The organism is Sphingobacterium griseoflavum, from assembly GCF_014653155.1.
Classification (GTDB): domain Bacteria; phylum Bacteroidota; class Bacteroidia; order Sphingobacteriales; family Sphingobacteriaceae; genus Sphingobacterium; species Sphingobacterium griseoflavum.
The window spans coordinates 127,865-144,680 of record NZ_BNAF01000012.1 but is presented as its reverse complement, the minus strand read 5'-3'; the positions used below and the strand labels follow the sequence as shown (position 1 = coordinate 144,680).

Sequence of the window (16,816 nt, the reverse complement as noted above, 5' to 3'; positions counted from 1 at the left end):
ATAACAAAAGTCCAACTTTCGTTGAACTTTTGTTAGGTCTTTGCGGAGAGGGCGGGATTCGAACCCGCGGTACCGTTTCCAGTACGACAGTTTAGCAAACTGTTCCTTTCGGCCACTCAGGCACCTCTCCGTGTTTCGACTGTGCAAACATAACGCAAATATTTTATTCTGCAAAGCGTAGAAACGTATTTTTTACTAAAAAACAATAACGTTCTGACAGTCAAAAAGATTTTTTAACTAGGGCATAGCGGCGCTGCTGCGCTTGTTGACATCGTAGTCAATGCGTACATGGTAAATACTTTTTAACATCGCTTTGAATATGTCGGAGACCTCTGTGATATCACGCATGGTGATATTTGCATTCATAAATTGGCGTTGTGTAATTTTATAGTCGATGATTTTGTCGACCAGCTTATTTATGGATTCCTCACTGGGCTCTTTAAGCGCTCTAGATGCCGCCTCTACCGAGTCGGCCATCATCAGTACAGCTGTCTCTTTGGAAAATGGTACCGGCCCCGGATAGCGGAAGATACTTTCATCTACCAGCTTGTCTGGGTTGTTCTTTACAAACATATTGTAGAAAAAATCCACCCGGGTAGTGCCGTGGTGCGTGCGGATAAAGTCAATCACCACTTCCGGCAAGAGACTTTTTTTAGCCATTTCCACCCCTTTGTGCACATGCGATATAATGATCTGCGCCGATTGCTCGGGCGTTAGCTCCTCGTGCGGATTTGTTCCGGAGCGTTGGTTCTCGATAAAGAATAGTGGATTGGACATTTTCCCGATATCGTGGTAAAGTGCGCCTGCTCGAACGAGCAAAGGATTTCCACCGATTTTGTAAATTGCCGCTTCCGCGAGGTTTGCCACTTGCAGTGAATGTTGGAAGGTGCCCGGAGCTTTAAGGGATAGCTCACGCAGGATACGGGAGTTGCTATTGGTTAGCTCCATCAGGGTGAGATCGGATACGATGCCGAACAAACGTTCAAATGCATAGATAAGAGGGTAGGCAAGGAGCGTAAGTCCAACACTAACGATAAATGGAGCGATGTCAACCCAGTAAATATTACTGAAAGATCCGTTTCTCGTTAACACCAAACCGACATAGGCAACAATATAGGTGGCCAGAATAATAAGCGAGGAAACCAAGAATTGTTCCCGCTTGACTAGCGTTTTGATGCTATAGATGGATACCATACCCGCAATAAACTGAAGAAAAACAAATTCGTAGCTATTCGGCACGAAAAGAGCCGCAATCAACACCATAAGCAGATGGATGTTCAACGCCACTCGGGTATCAAAAAGCACACGGAAAATGATGGGTACGCTGCAATATGGAATGTAATAGAGGTTCGGGATCTTCATGTTAAGCGCCCAAGAGAGAACCCCCAGCATGGCTATGATCACAATCAGGATGATCATGACGAGCCTGTTGTTCTCATAGATGGACGAGCGAAAAAAGTAAAGGAATACCATGAGTAGCGCGATACACATCGAAATCATGATGAACTGGCCAATTGCCACAAAATTCTGGTTACCACTGATGCGTGCTTCATCCTCAAAAACCTTGCGCAGTGACTCCAGTTTTTGGTAGGTTTCATTATTGATTATCTTATCCTTTTCGGCAATGAGCTCGCCCTTTTGCACTACCCCTCTAGTGCTGGAGATGTTGGCTAAGGCATTCTGTTCTACTTTATTGGTGAGGTTTTCGTCAAAAATATAATTTAAGGTGACGTAATTTTTCAAAATCTCTGAAAGCCATGCCTTTCTAACTATTTTCGTGTTTTTGGCTACCGATTGATGGATGTATTGATTCGCTGATTCAATCGTGAAGATATCCGCCGTGTTTTTTTGCTGTGCGATATTTTCGTGGATAAGCGTAAAATTGTACTCCCGCTGCGTTTTATCCACATTTTCAGGATCCAGACCTTTGTTTTGATAGCGGTTGTTGAGTGATACAATACCCCGGTTATAGACGTAATTTAGCAACGCGTTACCCACGTTTTGGTAAGTTTCCAGATTACCCTTTCCCAACGTGTCCATATTTCCAATCTGCCATTTTTCGGCTATATCGGTATTAAATTGGTCAATTTGCTCCTTGCTAGCGCTAGCATTCAGTGTATATACAGGTTGTACAGTCTTTAGAATCTGTTCTCTATCTCGAATCAGCTCCTCTTGCGTTTTCAAGATCGCAAAATTATAGGGTGAGATCAAGTTGTCGTGATTCCAAGCCTTGCCCTTCTGAAATTCGTACCGAAAACGCGGTTGTTTGGGTAAAAAAATACCGATCAGGACAATTGCCAAAATAACCATTGCAAACTTGACCAAAAAGGAGTTATTTTGATTCTTTTCTCCGCTATAATTTATCTTAAGTTTAGCCACTTACCGTATCTTTTATTTGTAAAACTACCATTCCACACAAAGGTAACACATTCTCGCGGAATCCGTTTGTCGATTAATTTAAGAAATTCTGTGGAGAATGGTAACTGACTTCCCTATCTTTGCGTAAAATTTAGAGATCATGGCTACGACAAAACATTTGATTGCTCCCTCAGTGCTTGCTGCAGATTTTGCTAGGCTTTACGACGATATACAAATGGTCAATAATAGCGAGGCCGATTGGTTCCATATTGATATTATGGATGGCGTATTTGTGCCCAATATCTCCTTCGGATTTCCTGTTATGCAGGCTATTGCTAAGTATGCGACGAAACCGCTGGATGTACATCTGATGATTGTGGATCCAGATCGGTATTTAAAGTCTTGTAAAGACGCCGGAGCGGCGGTTATTACGGTTCACTACGAAGCTTGTACACATCTGCATCGTACGCTGGCCGCTATTCACGAGCTGGGATGCAAGGCTGGTGTCGCCTTAAATCCACATACGCCTGTCGACTTGCTGAAAGATGTGATCGGCGATATCGATTTGGTCTGTTTGATGTCTGTCAATCCAGGTTTTGGAGGACAGAAATTTATCGAGCAAACCTACGTGAAGATTAAGGAACTGCGGGCCATGGCAGCAGGTGTACAGGATGCGTTGCTTATTGAAGTAGATGGCGGTGTTGGGGCGAGTAACGCGGCTAAGCTGCTGGAGGCTGGTGCGGATGTGCTTGTAGCGGGAAGCAGTGTTTTTGGTGCGAAAGACCCGTCGGCAGCGGTTCAGCAGCTAAAACACATTGCTATCGGGACGAAGACTGTCTAGGACCATTTGTTAGCAGCTTCAGTAGATTTACTTCAAATAGGGACTGCTCGGTTTTTCATCAGGCGTGTTTATTTTCAATTGAAATACCCGTTTTTGGTGAGACTATCCTGACGCGGAAAAGTATGTTGTTTGGATTTGTTCCAAATTAATACCGGCCTCCGAAGAGTCCTGCTTAAAACCTATTCTTTTTTGTATTTTTGTCGTAAATCAAAAAACGGACATCCGATTGGTTTTTTTATGAACATTACGTGCGATACGTTGTTTTATTGTAACTGGGCAGCGTATGTTATATGGGATATAAAACACGGATAGCCGTATACAAAAAAACAGGCTACAAACACGTAGATTTACTGCAATTTTGAAACGACTTATTAATGATGAGTACTTATAACGATTATATTCAAGAGATTGAAGAAAGAAAGCAGCAAGGTTTACATCCTAAACCAATCGATGGTGCAGACTTGCTTCATGAAATGATCAACCAAATCAAAGATCCGGGCAATCCCAATAGAGCAGATTCGCTGCATTTTTTTATTTACAACACACTACCTGGCACAACCAGCGCTGCTGGGGTCAAGGCCAAATTCCTGAAAGAAATAATCACAGGCGAAGCGATCGTAGAAGAGATTCCGCCTGCGTATGCTTTTGAATTATTGTCACACATGAAAGGCGGTCCATCGATAGGTGTTTTGCTGGACTTAGCGCTTGGCGACGATGCAGTACATGCGCGACACGCCGCCCAGGTATTGAAAACGCAAGTATTTCTTTATGATGCGGACATCGAGCGTTTAAAGAAAGCCTTCCAAGAAGGGAATGCGATAGCAAGAGATGTCTTGGAAAGCTATGCAAAAGCAGAGTTCTTTACACAATTGCCGGAAGTCGCTGAAGAAATCAAAGTGGTAACCTTTATAGCAGGAGAAGGTGATATCTCGACGGATTTACTTTCACCGGGCAATCAGGCACATTCGCGCTCGGACAGGGAGTTGCATGGCAAATGCATGATTAGCACCTCTGCGCAGGAAGAGATCAAAGCATTGCAGGCGAAACACCCCGACGCTAGCGTGATGCTGATAGCCGAAAAAGGTACCATGGGAGTAGGCTCTTCCCGGATGTCCGGGGTGAATAATGTAGCTTTATGGACAGGCAAGCAAGCTAGTCCCTATGTGCCGTTTGTTAATATTGCTCCTATTGTAGCTGGAACAAACGGTATTTCACCTATTTTTCTGACGACGGTTGATGTTACGGGTGGGATAGGAATTGATCTGAAGAACTGGGTGAAAAAAGTGGGGCCAGACGGACAGGTCGTGCGTGATGAAAAAGGAGAGACCATCCTTGAAGAGGTTTATTCGGTTGCTACAGGCACCGTTTTGACCATCAATACGAAAACGAAGAAATTATATCAAGGGGATAAGGAGCTTATCGATATAGCAAAAGCCTTTACCCCACAAAAAATGGAATTTATAAGAGCCGGCGGCTCTTACGCTATTGTATTTGGCAAGAAAATTCAAACTGTCGCTGCCAAAATTCTTGGTGTGGAAGCAACGACTGTATTTGCGCCGGCTAAAGAGATTTCTGTGGAAGGGCAGGGGCTGACGGCTGTCGAAAAAATCTTTAACAGGAACGCTGTTGGAGTCACATCGGATAAAGTGTTGCACGCCGGTTCGGATGTGCGCGTTGAAGTGAATATCGTTGGCTCGCAAGATACAACCGGATTGATGACTGCGCAAGAATTGGAGTCGATGGCTGCGACCGTGATTTCGCCAATTGTCGACGGTGCATACCAATCGGGCTGTCATACGGCTTCGGTTTGGGATAAGAAAGCACAGGCAAACATACCGAGATTGATGAAATTCATGAACGACTTCGGTTTGATCACGGCTCGGGATCCTAAAGGTCATTATCCGGCCATGACGGATGTTATTCATAAGGTGCTCAATGATATCACGGTAGACGAATGGGCGATTATTATTGGTGGTGATTCACATACCCGGATGTCAAAAGGTGTTGCATTTGGTGCCGATTCAGGTACGGTAGCGCTTGCGCTAGCGACGGGAGAGGCGTCGATGCCTATTCCAGAGTCAGTGAAGGTGACCTTCAAAGGCGAGATGAAAGACTACATGGACTTTCGAGATGTGGTTCATGCTACACAGGCGCAAATGTTAAAGCAATTTGCTGGCGAGAACGTCTTTCAAGGTAGGATTATCGAGGTGCATATCGGTACGCTTCCTGCGGATCAGGCCTTCACCTTTACAGACTGGACGGCCGAGATGAAAGCGAAAGCTTCTATATGTATCTCTGAGGACGATACCCTGATCGAATCCTTGGAAATTGCAAAAGGAAGAATCCAGATCATGATAGATAAGGGCATGGACAACGAAAAGCAAGTTCTCCAAGGTTTGATCAACAAAGCCGATAAACGGATTGCGGAAATTAAATCTGGTGAGAAGCCTGCGTTGACGCCAGACGCGGATGCGAAATATTATGCGGAGGTTGTGGTCGACCTCGATATGATTGCGGAGCCGATGATAGCTGATCCTGATGTGCATAACGATGACGTCTCTAAACGCTATACACATGATACCATCCGTGAACTGTCTTATTATGCTGGTGAGAAAAAGGTAGATCTGGGTTTCGTCGGCTCATGCATGGTTCACAAGGGCGATTTGAAGATTGTTTCGCAGATGCTGAAAAACCTAGAAGAACAGCAGGGTAAGGTGGAATTCCGGGCGCCATTGGTTGTCGCTGCACCGACGTATAATATTATAGACGAGTTGACAGAGGAGGGCGATTGGGAAATATTACAACGCTACTCCGGCTTCGAATTTAGTGATATACTTCCAAAAAGTATTGCGCGGACAACATATGAGAATATGATGTACTTGGAACGCCCTGGTTGTAATCTCTGTATGGGAAACCAAGAGAAAGCAGCTAAGGGGGATACCGTTCTTGCTACATCAACACGTTTATTCCAAGGCCGTGTTGTGGAAGATGCTGAGCGTAAAAAAGGAGAATCGCTCTTGGCATCTACGCCTGTTGTCGTTCTTTCTGCCGTATTGGGAAGGATTCCAAATATGGAGGAATACAGAACTGCGGTGAAGGGTATAGATTTAACCACATTCGCTCCGCCGGTGAAGCAATTGGTCGGATAGATCAAGATGATCTTTTCGAAAGGTGAATTTTTAACTGCTAATAAAATTAAAGAGATATGGCATTTGATATTAACATGATAAAGAAGGTTTATGGCCAATATGAGGAGCGTATTAATGCAGCTCGTAAGGTCGTTGATAAACCTTTGACTTTATCCGAGAAAATTTTGTATGCCCATTTATGGGATGGCAATGCAACCGAAGCTTACGAGCGCGGGAGCTCTTATGTAGATTTCGCACCAGACCGTGTGGCCATGCAGGATGCAACCGCACAAATGGCCTTGCTGCAATTTATGCAAGCCGGTCGTCCAAAGGTAGCCGTACCGTCAACGGTGCATTGCGATCACTTGATTCAAGCAAGAGATGGCGCAGCGGAGGATTTATCCCGTGCTAAAAGTGAAAGCTCGGAGGTATTTAACTTTTTATCTTCCGTTTCGAATAAGTACGGTATTGGCTTTTGGAAACCAGGAGCGGGGATTATTCACCAAGTGGTGTTGGAAAATTACGCGTTTCCTGGCGGTATGATGATCGGTACGGACTCGCATACGGTCAATGCTGGTGGATTAGGAATGGTTGCTATTGGCGTTGGCGGTGCTGATGCATGTGATGTCATGGCGGGCCTACCTTGGGAGCTTAAATTTCCGAAATTGATCGGTGTCAAACTTACCGGTAAATTAAGTGGTTGGTCCTCGCCGAAGGATGTGATCTTGAAAGTCGCGGGTATCCTAACCGTAAAGGGTGGTACAGGTGCTATTGTCGAATATTTCGGCGAGGGTGCCGAGTCGTTGTCCTGTACGGGTAAAGGTACGATCTGTAATATGGGTGCCGAAATTGGCGCGACGACATCCACCTTCGGTTACGATGAATCAATGGAGCGGTATCTCCGGGCTACCGACCGCGCGGAAGTGGCCGATGCTGCCAACGCTGTCCAAGCGCATTTAACAGCTGACCCGGAAGTGTACGCAAATCCGGAGCAGTATTTCGATCAATTGATTGAAATCAATCTATCTGAATTGGAGCCTTCTTTAAATGGGCCGTTCACCCCAGATTTATACACACCTGTCTCGCGTATGCGCGAGGAAGCTGAGAAAAATGGCTGGCCGACTAAAGTTGAGTGGGGCTTGATCGGTTCCTGCACAAACTCTTCCTATGAAGATTTGTCACGCGCTGCATCCATTGCCCAGCAAGCCATAGATAAAGGATTGGTGACGAAGGCCGAGTTTGGGATTAATCCCGGATCAGAACAAGTGCGCTATACGGCTGATCGGGACGGATTGTTGAAAACATTCGAAGAGCTAAATGCGACCATCTTCACGAATGCATGTGGTCCATGTATTGGTATGTGGGATCGTGCGGGCGCCGACAAACAGGAAAAAAATACGATTGTGCACTCCTTTAACCGCAATTTCGCGAAACGTGCAGATGGTAATCCAAACACCTATGCGTTCGTGACCTCCCCAGAGATTGTGGCTGCTATTGCTATATCGGGAGACCTAGGTTTCAATCCTGTTACGGATACATTGACCAACAGAGATGGGGAGCAAGTAAAATTGGATCCACCTACTGGAGATGAATTGCCTAGCAAAGGTTTCGATGTGGAAGATGCCGGCTATCAGGCACCTGCTGCTGACGGGTCGGGGGTAGAAGTGGAAGTTTCGCCGTCTTCGGATCGTCTGCAGCTCTTGGAACCCTTTGCAGCTTGGGAGGGTACGGATCTGAAAGGCTTAAAATTATTGATTAAAGCCAAAGGCAAGTGTACCACAGACCACATCTCCATGGCTGGTCCTTGGCTAAAATACCGCGGTCATTTGGATAACATCTCCAATAATATGTTGATTGGTGCAGTAAACTATTTCAATGATCAGACAGACTCCGTTAAAAATCAATTGACAGGAGAGTATGCGGGTGTTCCTGCAACACAGCGTGCCTACAAAGCGGAAGGTATCGGGTCGATCGTCGTCGGAGATGAAAACTATGGTGAAGGCTCCTCACGCGAACACGCGGCTATGGAACCTCGTCATCTTGGCGTTCGGGCCGTGTTGGTTAAATCGTTTGCCCGTATTCACGAAACAAACTTGAAAAAGCAAGGAATGTTAGGATTGACCTTTGCGGACAAAGATGACTATGATAAAATCCAAGAGGACGACACCGTGGATATCTTAGGGTTAACATCTTTTGCTCCAAACCAGCCGCTAACCGTGGTGCTGCACCATGCGAATGGTACGCAAGATCAAATATCGGTTAACCATACGTATAATGCACAGCAAATCGAGTGGTTTAAAGCGGGGGGCGCATTGAATATTATCCGTAAGAACCAAGCAAAGAAATAAGTTTCTTTTGCCTTACATAAAAAAATCCCTTGTCATATCGACGAGGGATTTTTTTATAATCTGATACCACCCAAACGCTTATCAAAAAAGCTATTTAGTCAGCTCTTGATCTATCGCCTGTTGGAGTAGCGGGCTAACGGGCACCAAAGGCAAGCGTACATAATCGGAAGAAACAATGCCTAATTGTTTCATGATGTACTTTACACCACAGGGGTTGCTTTCTACGAAGCATAGCTCAGTTAGTTTCAGTAAGTCGTTGTGTTCGGCGCGTGCTGCGGTATAGTCTCCGGCTGCACATAGTTTGGCCAATGTGGCGACCTTCCTCGGAAAAGCGTTGCCGATCACGGAAATAATTCCCGCAGCGCCCAGAGCCATCATCGGTAGCGTTATGGGATCATCCCCAGAGATCAATAGGAAATCTGCTGGTTTGTCTCGCATGATTTCGCTGAATTGCGCGAAGCTACCCGAGGCTTCTTTTGTGGCAACAATTTGCTCAAAATCCGTTGCCAGGCGCACTGTTGTTGCTGGAGACATATTACTGCCGGTCCTTCCGGGTACGTTGTACAAGATAATGGGGAGCTTCGATGCCGTCGCAATAGCTTTGTAGTGTTGGTAAATACCTTCTTGTGTAGGCTTATTGTAATAAGGCGATACAGAAAGCAAAGCACAATAACCCGAAAAATCGAAAGAAGCCACTTGCGAAACGATTTCCTGCGTATGATTACCTCCCAATCCGGCTACCAACGGCACGCGACCATTCACATGTTTCGATGTATACATCCAAATTTGCTTTCGCTCCTCGGCAGTTAGGGTCGCTGTTTCACCTGTAGTACCCAAAGATACCAAGTAATTCATCCCTTCATCGATTTGAAAGTCTATCAGTCTGCCCAGCGACTCAAAGTCAATCGATCCATCTGCATTAAAAGGAGTAACCAAAGCTACACCTGCTCCTTGAAGCTCATTCATTGTGTGTGATATAGTTTTTATTATGGATTAATCATGTTCAAAATGTCCTGATCCGAAATGATCGGTATCTGCAGTTTTTCGGCTTTCGCTAGCTTTGAAGGGCCCATCTTATCGCCTGCAACGAGGTAGTTCAATTTGGCCGATATACTGGATACCATTTTTCCGCCGTGCGACTCGATCAGCTGTGCCAATTCGTCTCGGGAGAAATCTGCAAATACGCCGGAGATCAAAAAGGTTTTGCCCATCAAGCTGTCGCCAGCCAGGACCACCTCTTGCTCTTCGATTTCAAATCGTAGACCGGCTTCCTTTAGCCGTCCGATCTCCAAAAGGTGCTGCGGATCGTGCAGGTAATTGTATACGCTATCGGCTATTCGCCCACCGATATCCTGCACGGCAGCCATCTCTTCGGCACTCGCCGCAATAATCTGATCGATCGTTTTAAAATGTTGTGCTAATTTCTTCGCAATGGTTTCCCCGACATGGCGAATGCCTAATGCAAAAAGTACCTTTTCAAAAGGTTTCGATTTTGATTGTTCGATGCCTGCCAACATATTGTCAATGGATTTTGCGCCAAAGCGCGCTAAGCCCTTTAGCTCTTCTTGATGTTCTTTTAGGGAATAGATATCCGCTATTTTATGCAGTAAACCGAGCTTATAGAAGGTTTCGATAGTTTCGTCCCCCATACCTTGGATATCCATCATTTTGCGACCAATAAAATGCTGGAGCTTTCCTACAATCTGCGGCTTACATCCATCCTCATTGGGGCAATAGTGCACCGCTTCGCCCTCTTGACGAAGGAGTTCAGTCCCGCATTCCGGACATACGCTAGGGTAAACGATCGGAGCTGTTCCTATGGCGCGTTTCTCGCCATTGACGCCGATCACCTTTGGGATAATTTCACCCCCTTTTTCTACATAAACGGTATCACCTTCATGGAGATCCAAGCGCGCAATTTCGTTGGCATTGTGCAGCGAGGCACGTTTGACCGTGGTGCCGGCCAGCAAGACTGGCTTTAAGTTGGCGACGGGCGTTACAGCACCAGTACGACCCACCTGATAGGTGATGCGTTCCAGCTCCGTTTCGACACGCTCGGCCTTGTATTTATAAGAAATCGCCCATCGGGGAGATTTGGCGGTAAAACCCAGCTCTTCCTGTTGTGCATAATCGTTTACTTTAATCACGATGCCATCGATATCGTAGGATAGCTGATGTCGGGCTGTATCCCAATGGCTGATAAACGAGAACACGTTATCCATGGAGTGGCACAAAGATGTGTGTTCGCATATTTGGAAACCCCAGCTCTTTACAGCTTGTATGCTTTCCCAATGGCTGGCAAACAGCCGGTTTCTATTGTCGGCGTACAAAAAGTACAGGAAACAATCTAAAGGTCTCTTTGCTACTTCCTTGGGATCCTGTAATTTAATTGTTCCAGAAGCAAAATTCCTCGGATTGGCATACGATTGTACGCCTGCGTCTTGACGTTGTTTGTTCAGGCGCTCGAAAGCGGCACGGTGCATAAATATTTCACCACGTATCTCGAATGTAGCCGGATAATTTCCTTTTTTTAAATGATGCGGAATACGCCGTACGGTCTTGACGTTGTTGGTTACCTCATCGCCCTGCACCCCGTCGCCACGTGTGACGGCTTGGACCAATGTGCCGTCTTCATAGGTTAATGAGATGGACAAACCATCGAATTTCAGTTCACAAACATATTGTACTTGATCGCCGACGACCTTACGAACGCGCTCGTCAAATTCACGGAGCTCTTGCTCGTTGTAGGTGTTTCCTAACGATAGCATGGGCCAACGATGAGCTACCGTGCGAAACTTTTGGGTAATATCCCCACCGACCTTTTGGGTAGGTGAGTTTGGATCTCTAAATTGAGGATACTCGAGCTCCAAGGATTCCAACTCCTTTAATTTCAAATCGAAATCGTAATCTGAAATAGGTGAATTTGCCAAAACGTAGTACTGATAGTTATAGTCATTCAGCTCTTGCGTGAGTTGGTCGATTCTTTCTTGGATACCTGCTAACATAGAGAACAAATTTAGTAAAATTAGGCTGTAAACATACTATCACCACGCTTTTTATACCATTGTACCTGACTAGAGATCGGTCCGCCTACAGCAGGAAACGCTGTTATTCGACGGTCCATGCATTATTTGAAATTATCACCTTTCAAGCTGGAGAATTTGCGTATTTTATTCACGTAATATGACCAAATAATGCTTTTAGTGTACATGCCTGCTGTACTCATCGTTTGCTTGTAACTGCGACGCTTCTTAGCATTGCGAAAGAAATAAACAAAGAAATGTTGGTGCGACCGGCTGACAGCCCATGCATCGCGGAATTTTCCGTCAGCCAAAAATTTCAACAAAGCCAATAGATCCATCCACATGCGTACGAAAATGATCCAGCATGCCGGTAAAAATGGTAGGTTTTTTTGCAACATGACCAAATTATTTCTGAAGTTTAGATACGTTTTCTTTGGATTACTTGCACTCAACGTGCCGCCTCCTACATGGTAGACGGTTGCATCGCTTACGACTGCAATGCCGTAACCCATCCGTTTTAACCGCCAGCAAAGGTCAATTTCTTCCATGTGCGCAAAGAAATCGGCATCGAATCCTCCGGCTTCCTTCCAACGTGAAGATCGTATAAAAAGTGCTGCGCCAGATGCCCAGAATACTTCGTAATTGTCATCATATTGACCCATATCGCGTTCGACCGAATCGAACAGTCGTCCTCGACAGAACGGGTAGCCGTAAGTGTCCAAAAAACCGCCGGCGGCTCCGGCATGTTCAAACATGTCTTTATCGTGGTAGGCCTTTATTTTGGGCTGTGCCGCCGCGATGTTTGGATGCTGCTCTAGATAATCGATGATGGGTTCGATCCACGATTCCGTAACTTCCACATCTGAATTTAGCAATACAAAATAGTCCGCCTCCACCTGTTCCAAGATGGCATTGTATCCACCGGCGAAACCTAAGTTGCTGGGATTTCTGATCACCCGTATCGTCGGGTAATTTTCCTCGACAAATAAGAGTGAATCATCCGTCGAGCTGTTGTCACCTATCACAAATTCGACGTTAGGGTAGCGACTGTTATATACAGAAGGTAAAAATTTCTCTAAAAAAAATCGTCCGTTCCAATTAAGGATCACGACGGCCACGCGTGGGTAATGTTTCATGATCTGCGTTTTCTTTTCCAACGTCTGTGCGACCAAAGCCAATATTCGGGTTGGCTTTTGATCATCTTTTCGGTAAATCGATTGTGGATCTGTGTGATTTCGTTTGCTTCGTAACAGTCCGGATCGCTTACTAGGGTCGTGAATTTACAATAGTAATATCCTCGCTTTTTCTTTCGACCAATATGGCAGTAAACTACCGGATTTTTTGTCAGTTTGGCGATTCGTTCCGTGCCGGTGTACACCAAGGTTTCCTGCTGGAGAAAGTCCATGTAATAGTCAGAATCTTGGTAAGTGGGCGTTTGATCAGCAACGAACATGCTGATATGCGGTTTATTACGAAGTTTCACGATATGCCTTAGGATCTGTTTCATGGGAACCATGGTGGCTCCGAAGCGACACCGGAGATCATTGTACACGCTGTTAAAATCGCTATTGCTCAACGGTTTATATATGATCAGTTTCGGTAAAGAAGTCATTAGCGAAAGCCTGTAGATACCCAATTCCCAATTTCCGTAATGTGCGGTAACGCCAATAACCCCTTTTCCTTGATCAAGGTGTTGATAAACCTCTTCCGCATTAAGTAACTCGATACGCTTGCTGACGGTGGTTGCCCTCATTGTGCGCATTTTGACGGCCTCCACCACGAGGTCGGGTAGAAATCTATAAAACTTTTTTGCTATAACATCTCGCTCTTCGGCGGATTTATCGGGGAAAGCATTTTCGAGATTGTCGGATACGACCTGTCTACGGTACCGAACCACATAAAAAAGGATGTAATACAACAAGTCAGAAACGCTGTACAGTAACCAAAATGGTAGCAAAGATGTAAGATAGAGTAATGCTGCTATACTTTTTTTTCCCATGAAGACGGTCAAATCGCTTGAAATTTCTGCAAATATCCCTAAATAAGTTTACTTTTGCCTAAAATAGTTAAAATCGATGAATTCTTCTCTGCTCTTACCTGCTTTTTACTTGCCGCCAGTATCCTATTTCCACGCCATCAAACAGGCTGGAAGCGAGGCATTGCTGTTGGAAAAGCATGAGCACTATGCGAAGCAGAGCTATCGTACGAGAGCTAGGATTGCTTCGGCCAACGGCGTATTGGATCTTATCGTCCCGATTGTACACGGAAGGAAAGAGAGGGTAGCGATGAAAGATATCCGAATCAATTACGAGCACGATTGGCAACGCCTCCACTGGCTAAGCTTGCAAACGGCTTACCGGAGCTCAGCCTATTTTGAATACTATGAAGACGATTTTCGTAAATTTTATGATCGGCAACATGCTTTCCTTTTCGATTTTAATTTTGCACAACTTGAGTTGTTGTTGACATGTTTGAAATTAAATCGCAGTGTACACTTCAGCGAAGCGTATGTATCGCCTGAATCGGCCGCAGATTTACGAACGCTCATCCATCCGAAAAGAGATCATTTTTGGCCAACCCAGCCTGCCTATTACCAGGTGTTTGAAGAACGGCATGGCTTTCTGCCAGAGCTGAGTGTTATCGATCTTTTATTCAACCAAGGTCCGCAAAGCAAAAATTTCTTATAGCACTGCTTTCTTCTGAAAAACTTTTGAATCAATTTATTGTTTAAAGATAACAATAAAGATGGTTTCATGAGAAAGCTGATTACAATGGTGCTGCTAACCTTATGTTTTACAACTGGGTTTGCGCAAGAAGAGCAGGATACAATTCATTACCATAAAATTTATTATTTGGGCGGTACAGGGCTGTCTTTCCCTATGGGAAAAACAAACAACGTATTCACCACCAAATTGTTTTCAGGAAGTATGGGGCTGGATATTTCGTTGAAAGATTCGCGCTACTTTCTGACTCCGACCCTATACCTGCTAACATATGGTTACAATCAGCAACGTCCAGATCCGGATTATAATTATATGGTTCAAAACGGGCGTGCAAATTTTTATATGCTGAGTCTCGCTGCTGGCCGTCGTAGGCAATTTAAGCGTCTGAATACCTTCGTTTATTTAGGTCCGGCAATAGGGTTGGTGAGCGAGCCTCGTGGCGAGCTTGTTGGGCAGGTACTGAAAATGGACAATAAGTATTCTGTATCTGTTGCGGGAAAGATGGGCGTCGGTGCTGACTACAAATTCCCGGGCTTCTTTATTGGCGCCGAATTAGGTTATCTGCAGCACTTCAGGCAAATTGAAGGAAACCCCGTTCAATTCCTGACGCTTATGGTTGGGTTGAAATCCGATATTACCAGCTTAAGTGAGAAGGTGAGTCATGCCATCGGTCTGGATAACTATATCGATTAGCCTATGTACGGCATGCATAAAATCAGGCGGGTGGCGCAGATTCTACGCATTTTGTCTAAGCACGGTTTTGACGAAGTCATTTCCCGTTCGAATATCGATCGCCTGATCCCAGATAGTATATTGCTTTGGAATGCGCACACCAAACGTATCTTTGAAGAAGATTTTAATGTCCGCGTACGCCTCGCGATCGAGGAGCTTGGGCCAACGTTCATCAAATTGGGGCAGCTGTTGAGCAACCGTGCCGACATCATCCCAGATGATCTACGTCAAGAGCTGATCAAATTGCAGGATGAAGTGCCTCCCGAACCGATGAAGCTGCAAGAAAAGCTGGCTAAATCACTGGGTATCGATCTGGACGAACACTTCGAATCGATAACGGAGGAACCGATAGCGGCGGCATCTATCGCGCAAGTTTATCGCGGCACACTAAGAGACGGAACGGCGGTTATCTTTAAGGTGAAGCGTGGCCAAATTAACCAAATTGTGCATGCCGACCTCGACTTTATCTTGGACTTGGTGAAGTTGTTGCGTAGCAAATATGAAATTATTCAGAAGATCAATTTATATGAAATTGTACAGTCCTTTGCCAATTCCTTGATCGGAGAGCTTTCTTTCACCAATGAGCTGAATAATATTGAACGCTTTCGCCGAAATTTTAAGGGGAACAGCTTGGTCTACGTGCCGAAAATCTACCGCGCCTACTCCAATGACGAGATCTTGTGTATGGAATTTATAGCAGGTTTCAAAATTAACGATGTGGAACGGTTGCTGGATCAAGGTTTGCAGCCTCAAACGGTACTGCAGCATTGTTTAGATCTTTATTTGGAGCAGGTGCTGCAACATGGCTTTTTTCATGCAGACCCACACCCGGGGAATGTATTGATCAACCAAACAGGGCAGATTGTGTTTATCGATTTTGGATCGATGGGCTTTATGATTCCAAGAGATCGCGATATGATCGAGGCCATGGTCATCAATTTTTTGATGAACGATGCCAAGGATCTTATCCGCAATGTCAAAAAATTAGCCGTGGTGCATCATATTGATGACGAAAGGCAACTGGAGCGTGATGCGTATGAGATCTTCCAGATGATTGAAGAGAATGCGCTGGATGATATCGATATTTCCGTTATGCTCTTTAAACTCAACAAAATTTTGCAATATAACAGCATATTGCTGCCAGATTTCGTGTATTTGCTGCTGCGCGGGGTTTCCATTTTAGAAGGCACAGGCCGGCAGTTGCATGCCGAACTGAATGTCCCTGAAAGTATCAAGCCTTTTGCCAAGAAAATTGCGCAACAAAAAATGTCGGCCGAATATATTAAAAAGCAACTGCTCGATAAGGCCAAATTTATGAAAGATGTACTATCCGAGGTACCAGAAGATTTGATCACGCTTTTGGAGAAAGCAAAAGCGGACAAGCTGACGTTGAACCACAAGATCCAGGATTTCGACCGTATGCAGCTGGTCTTTCATCGTATCGGAAATAAGTTTTTGCTCTCGATTTTGGCCATGACTTTCGGGGTAGGCGCAAGCATTTTGGCACATGGCCGTGTAGGTTACTTGATTTGGGGAATGCCTATTCTTTCTTGGCTAGGCTTTACGGTGAGTTTTATCCTCTCCGGCATCCTGTTGGTCTATCTTATCCGAAGCAAATAATAGCGACCGTTTGCATGCTGTATCTTTTTTTGGTACTTTGAGG

At 45.1% G+C, this 16,816-nt stretch carries 11 protein-coding genes and 1 tRNA gene; 6 read left to right on the top strand and 6 right to left on the bottom strand.

Annotation, left to right across the window (positions count from 1 at the left end):
- Positions 1-43: 43 nt before the first annotated feature.
- Positions 44-130 (bottom strand) — tRNA-Ser (locus tag IE165_RS15610).
- A gap of 107 nt (positions 131-237) precedes the next feature.
- Positions 238-2,379, bottom strand: coding sequence for an HD family phosphohydrolase (locus tag IE165_RS15605; RefSeq protein ID WP_189627570.1), 2,142 nt, complete (start codon positions 2,377-2,379; stop codon positions 238-240).
- A gap of 139 nt (positions 2,380-2,518) precedes the next feature.
- Between IE165_RS15605 and rpe the strand changes: the two genes are divergently transcribed.
- The 3 genes from rpe to IE165_RS15590 all read left to right on the top strand — a co-directional run bounded on the left by rpe (position 2,519) and on the right by IE165_RS15590 (position 8,675).
- Positions 2,519-3,199 carry a ribulose-phosphate 3-epimerase gene (gene rpe, locus IE165_RS15600; RefSeq protein WP_189627569.1) on the top strand — a complete coding sequence of 227 codons (681 nt, stop codon included), beginning with the start codon at positions 2,519-2,521 and terminating at the stop codon, positions 3,197-3,199.
- Between the two features lie 374 nt (positions 3,200-3,573).
- Positions 3,574-6,348, top strand: a complete 2,775-nt coding sequence (locus IE165_RS15595; protein ID WP_229826590.1) for a bifunctional aconitate hydratase 2/2-methylisocitrate dehydratase — start codon at positions 3,574-3,576, stop codon at positions 6,346-6,348.
- A 56-nt stretch (positions 6,349-6,404) separates the two neighbouring features.
- Complete coding sequence (locus tag IE165_RS15590; RefSeq protein ID WP_189627568.1) at positions 6,405-8,675, top strand: aconitate hydratase; 2,271 nt, start codon at positions 6,405-6,407, stop codon at positions 8,673-8,675.
- A 90-nt stretch (positions 8,676-8,765) separates the two neighbouring features.
- Here the strand turns inward: IE165_RS15590 and dapA are convergent, their stop codons facing one another.
- The 4 genes from dapA to IE165_RS15570 form a co-directional block, all read right to left on the bottom strand.
- Positions 8,766-9,641: a 4-hydroxy-tetrahydrodipicolinate synthase gene (dapA, locus tag IE165_RS15585; protein ID WP_189627567.1), complete on the bottom strand. Its 876-nt coding sequence runs from the start codon at positions 9,639-9,641 to the stop codon at positions 8,766-8,768.
- Between the two features lie 20 nt (positions 9,642-9,661).
- Complete coding sequence (gene ligA, locus IE165_RS15580) at positions 9,662-11,680, bottom strand: NAD-dependent DNA ligase LigA (RefSeq protein ID WP_189627566.1); 2,019 nt, start codon at positions 11,678-11,680, stop codon at positions 9,662-9,664.
- Positions 11,681-11,802: 122 nt separating this feature from the next.
- A complete protein-coding gene (locus IE165_RS15575) occupies positions 11,803-12,834 on the bottom strand; it encodes a glycosyltransferase family 2 protein (RefSeq protein ID WP_189627565.1) in 1,032 nt (343 codons plus the stop codon).
- Complete coding sequence (locus IE165_RS15570; protein WP_189627564.1) at positions 12,831-13,697, bottom strand: lysophospholipid acyltransferase family protein; 867 nt, start codon at positions 13,695-13,697, stop codon at positions 12,831-12,833. Before IE165_RS15570 ends, IE165_RS15575 begins: the two co-directional genes overlap by 4 nt.
- 76 nt (positions 13,698-13,773) lie before the next feature.
- On the opposite strand from IE165_RS15570, the gene IE165_RS15565 reads away from it, so the two are divergent.
- The 3 genes from IE165_RS15565 to IE165_RS15555 all read left to right on the top strand — a co-directional run bounded on the left by IE165_RS15565 (position 13,774) and on the right by IE165_RS15555 (position 16,773).
- A complete protein-coding gene (locus IE165_RS15565) occupies positions 13,774-14,385 on the top strand; it encodes a WbqC family protein (protein ID WP_189627563.1) in 612 nt (203 codons plus the stop codon).
- A 66-nt stretch (positions 14,386-14,451) separates the two neighbouring features.
- The gene (locus IE165_RS15560; protein WP_189627562.1) at positions 14,452-15,114 is read left to right on the top strand and encodes a hypothetical protein; all 663 of its coding nucleotides are present in this window, start codon (positions 14,452-14,454) and stop codon (positions 15,112-15,114) included.
- 12 nt (positions 15,115-15,126) lie between these two features.
- Entirely contained in the window at positions 15,127-16,773 is a 1,647-nt protein-coding gene (locus IE165_RS15555) for an ABC1 kinase family protein (RefSeq protein WP_229826589.1), read from the top strand.
- Positions 16,774-16,816: the final 43 nt, after the last annotated feature.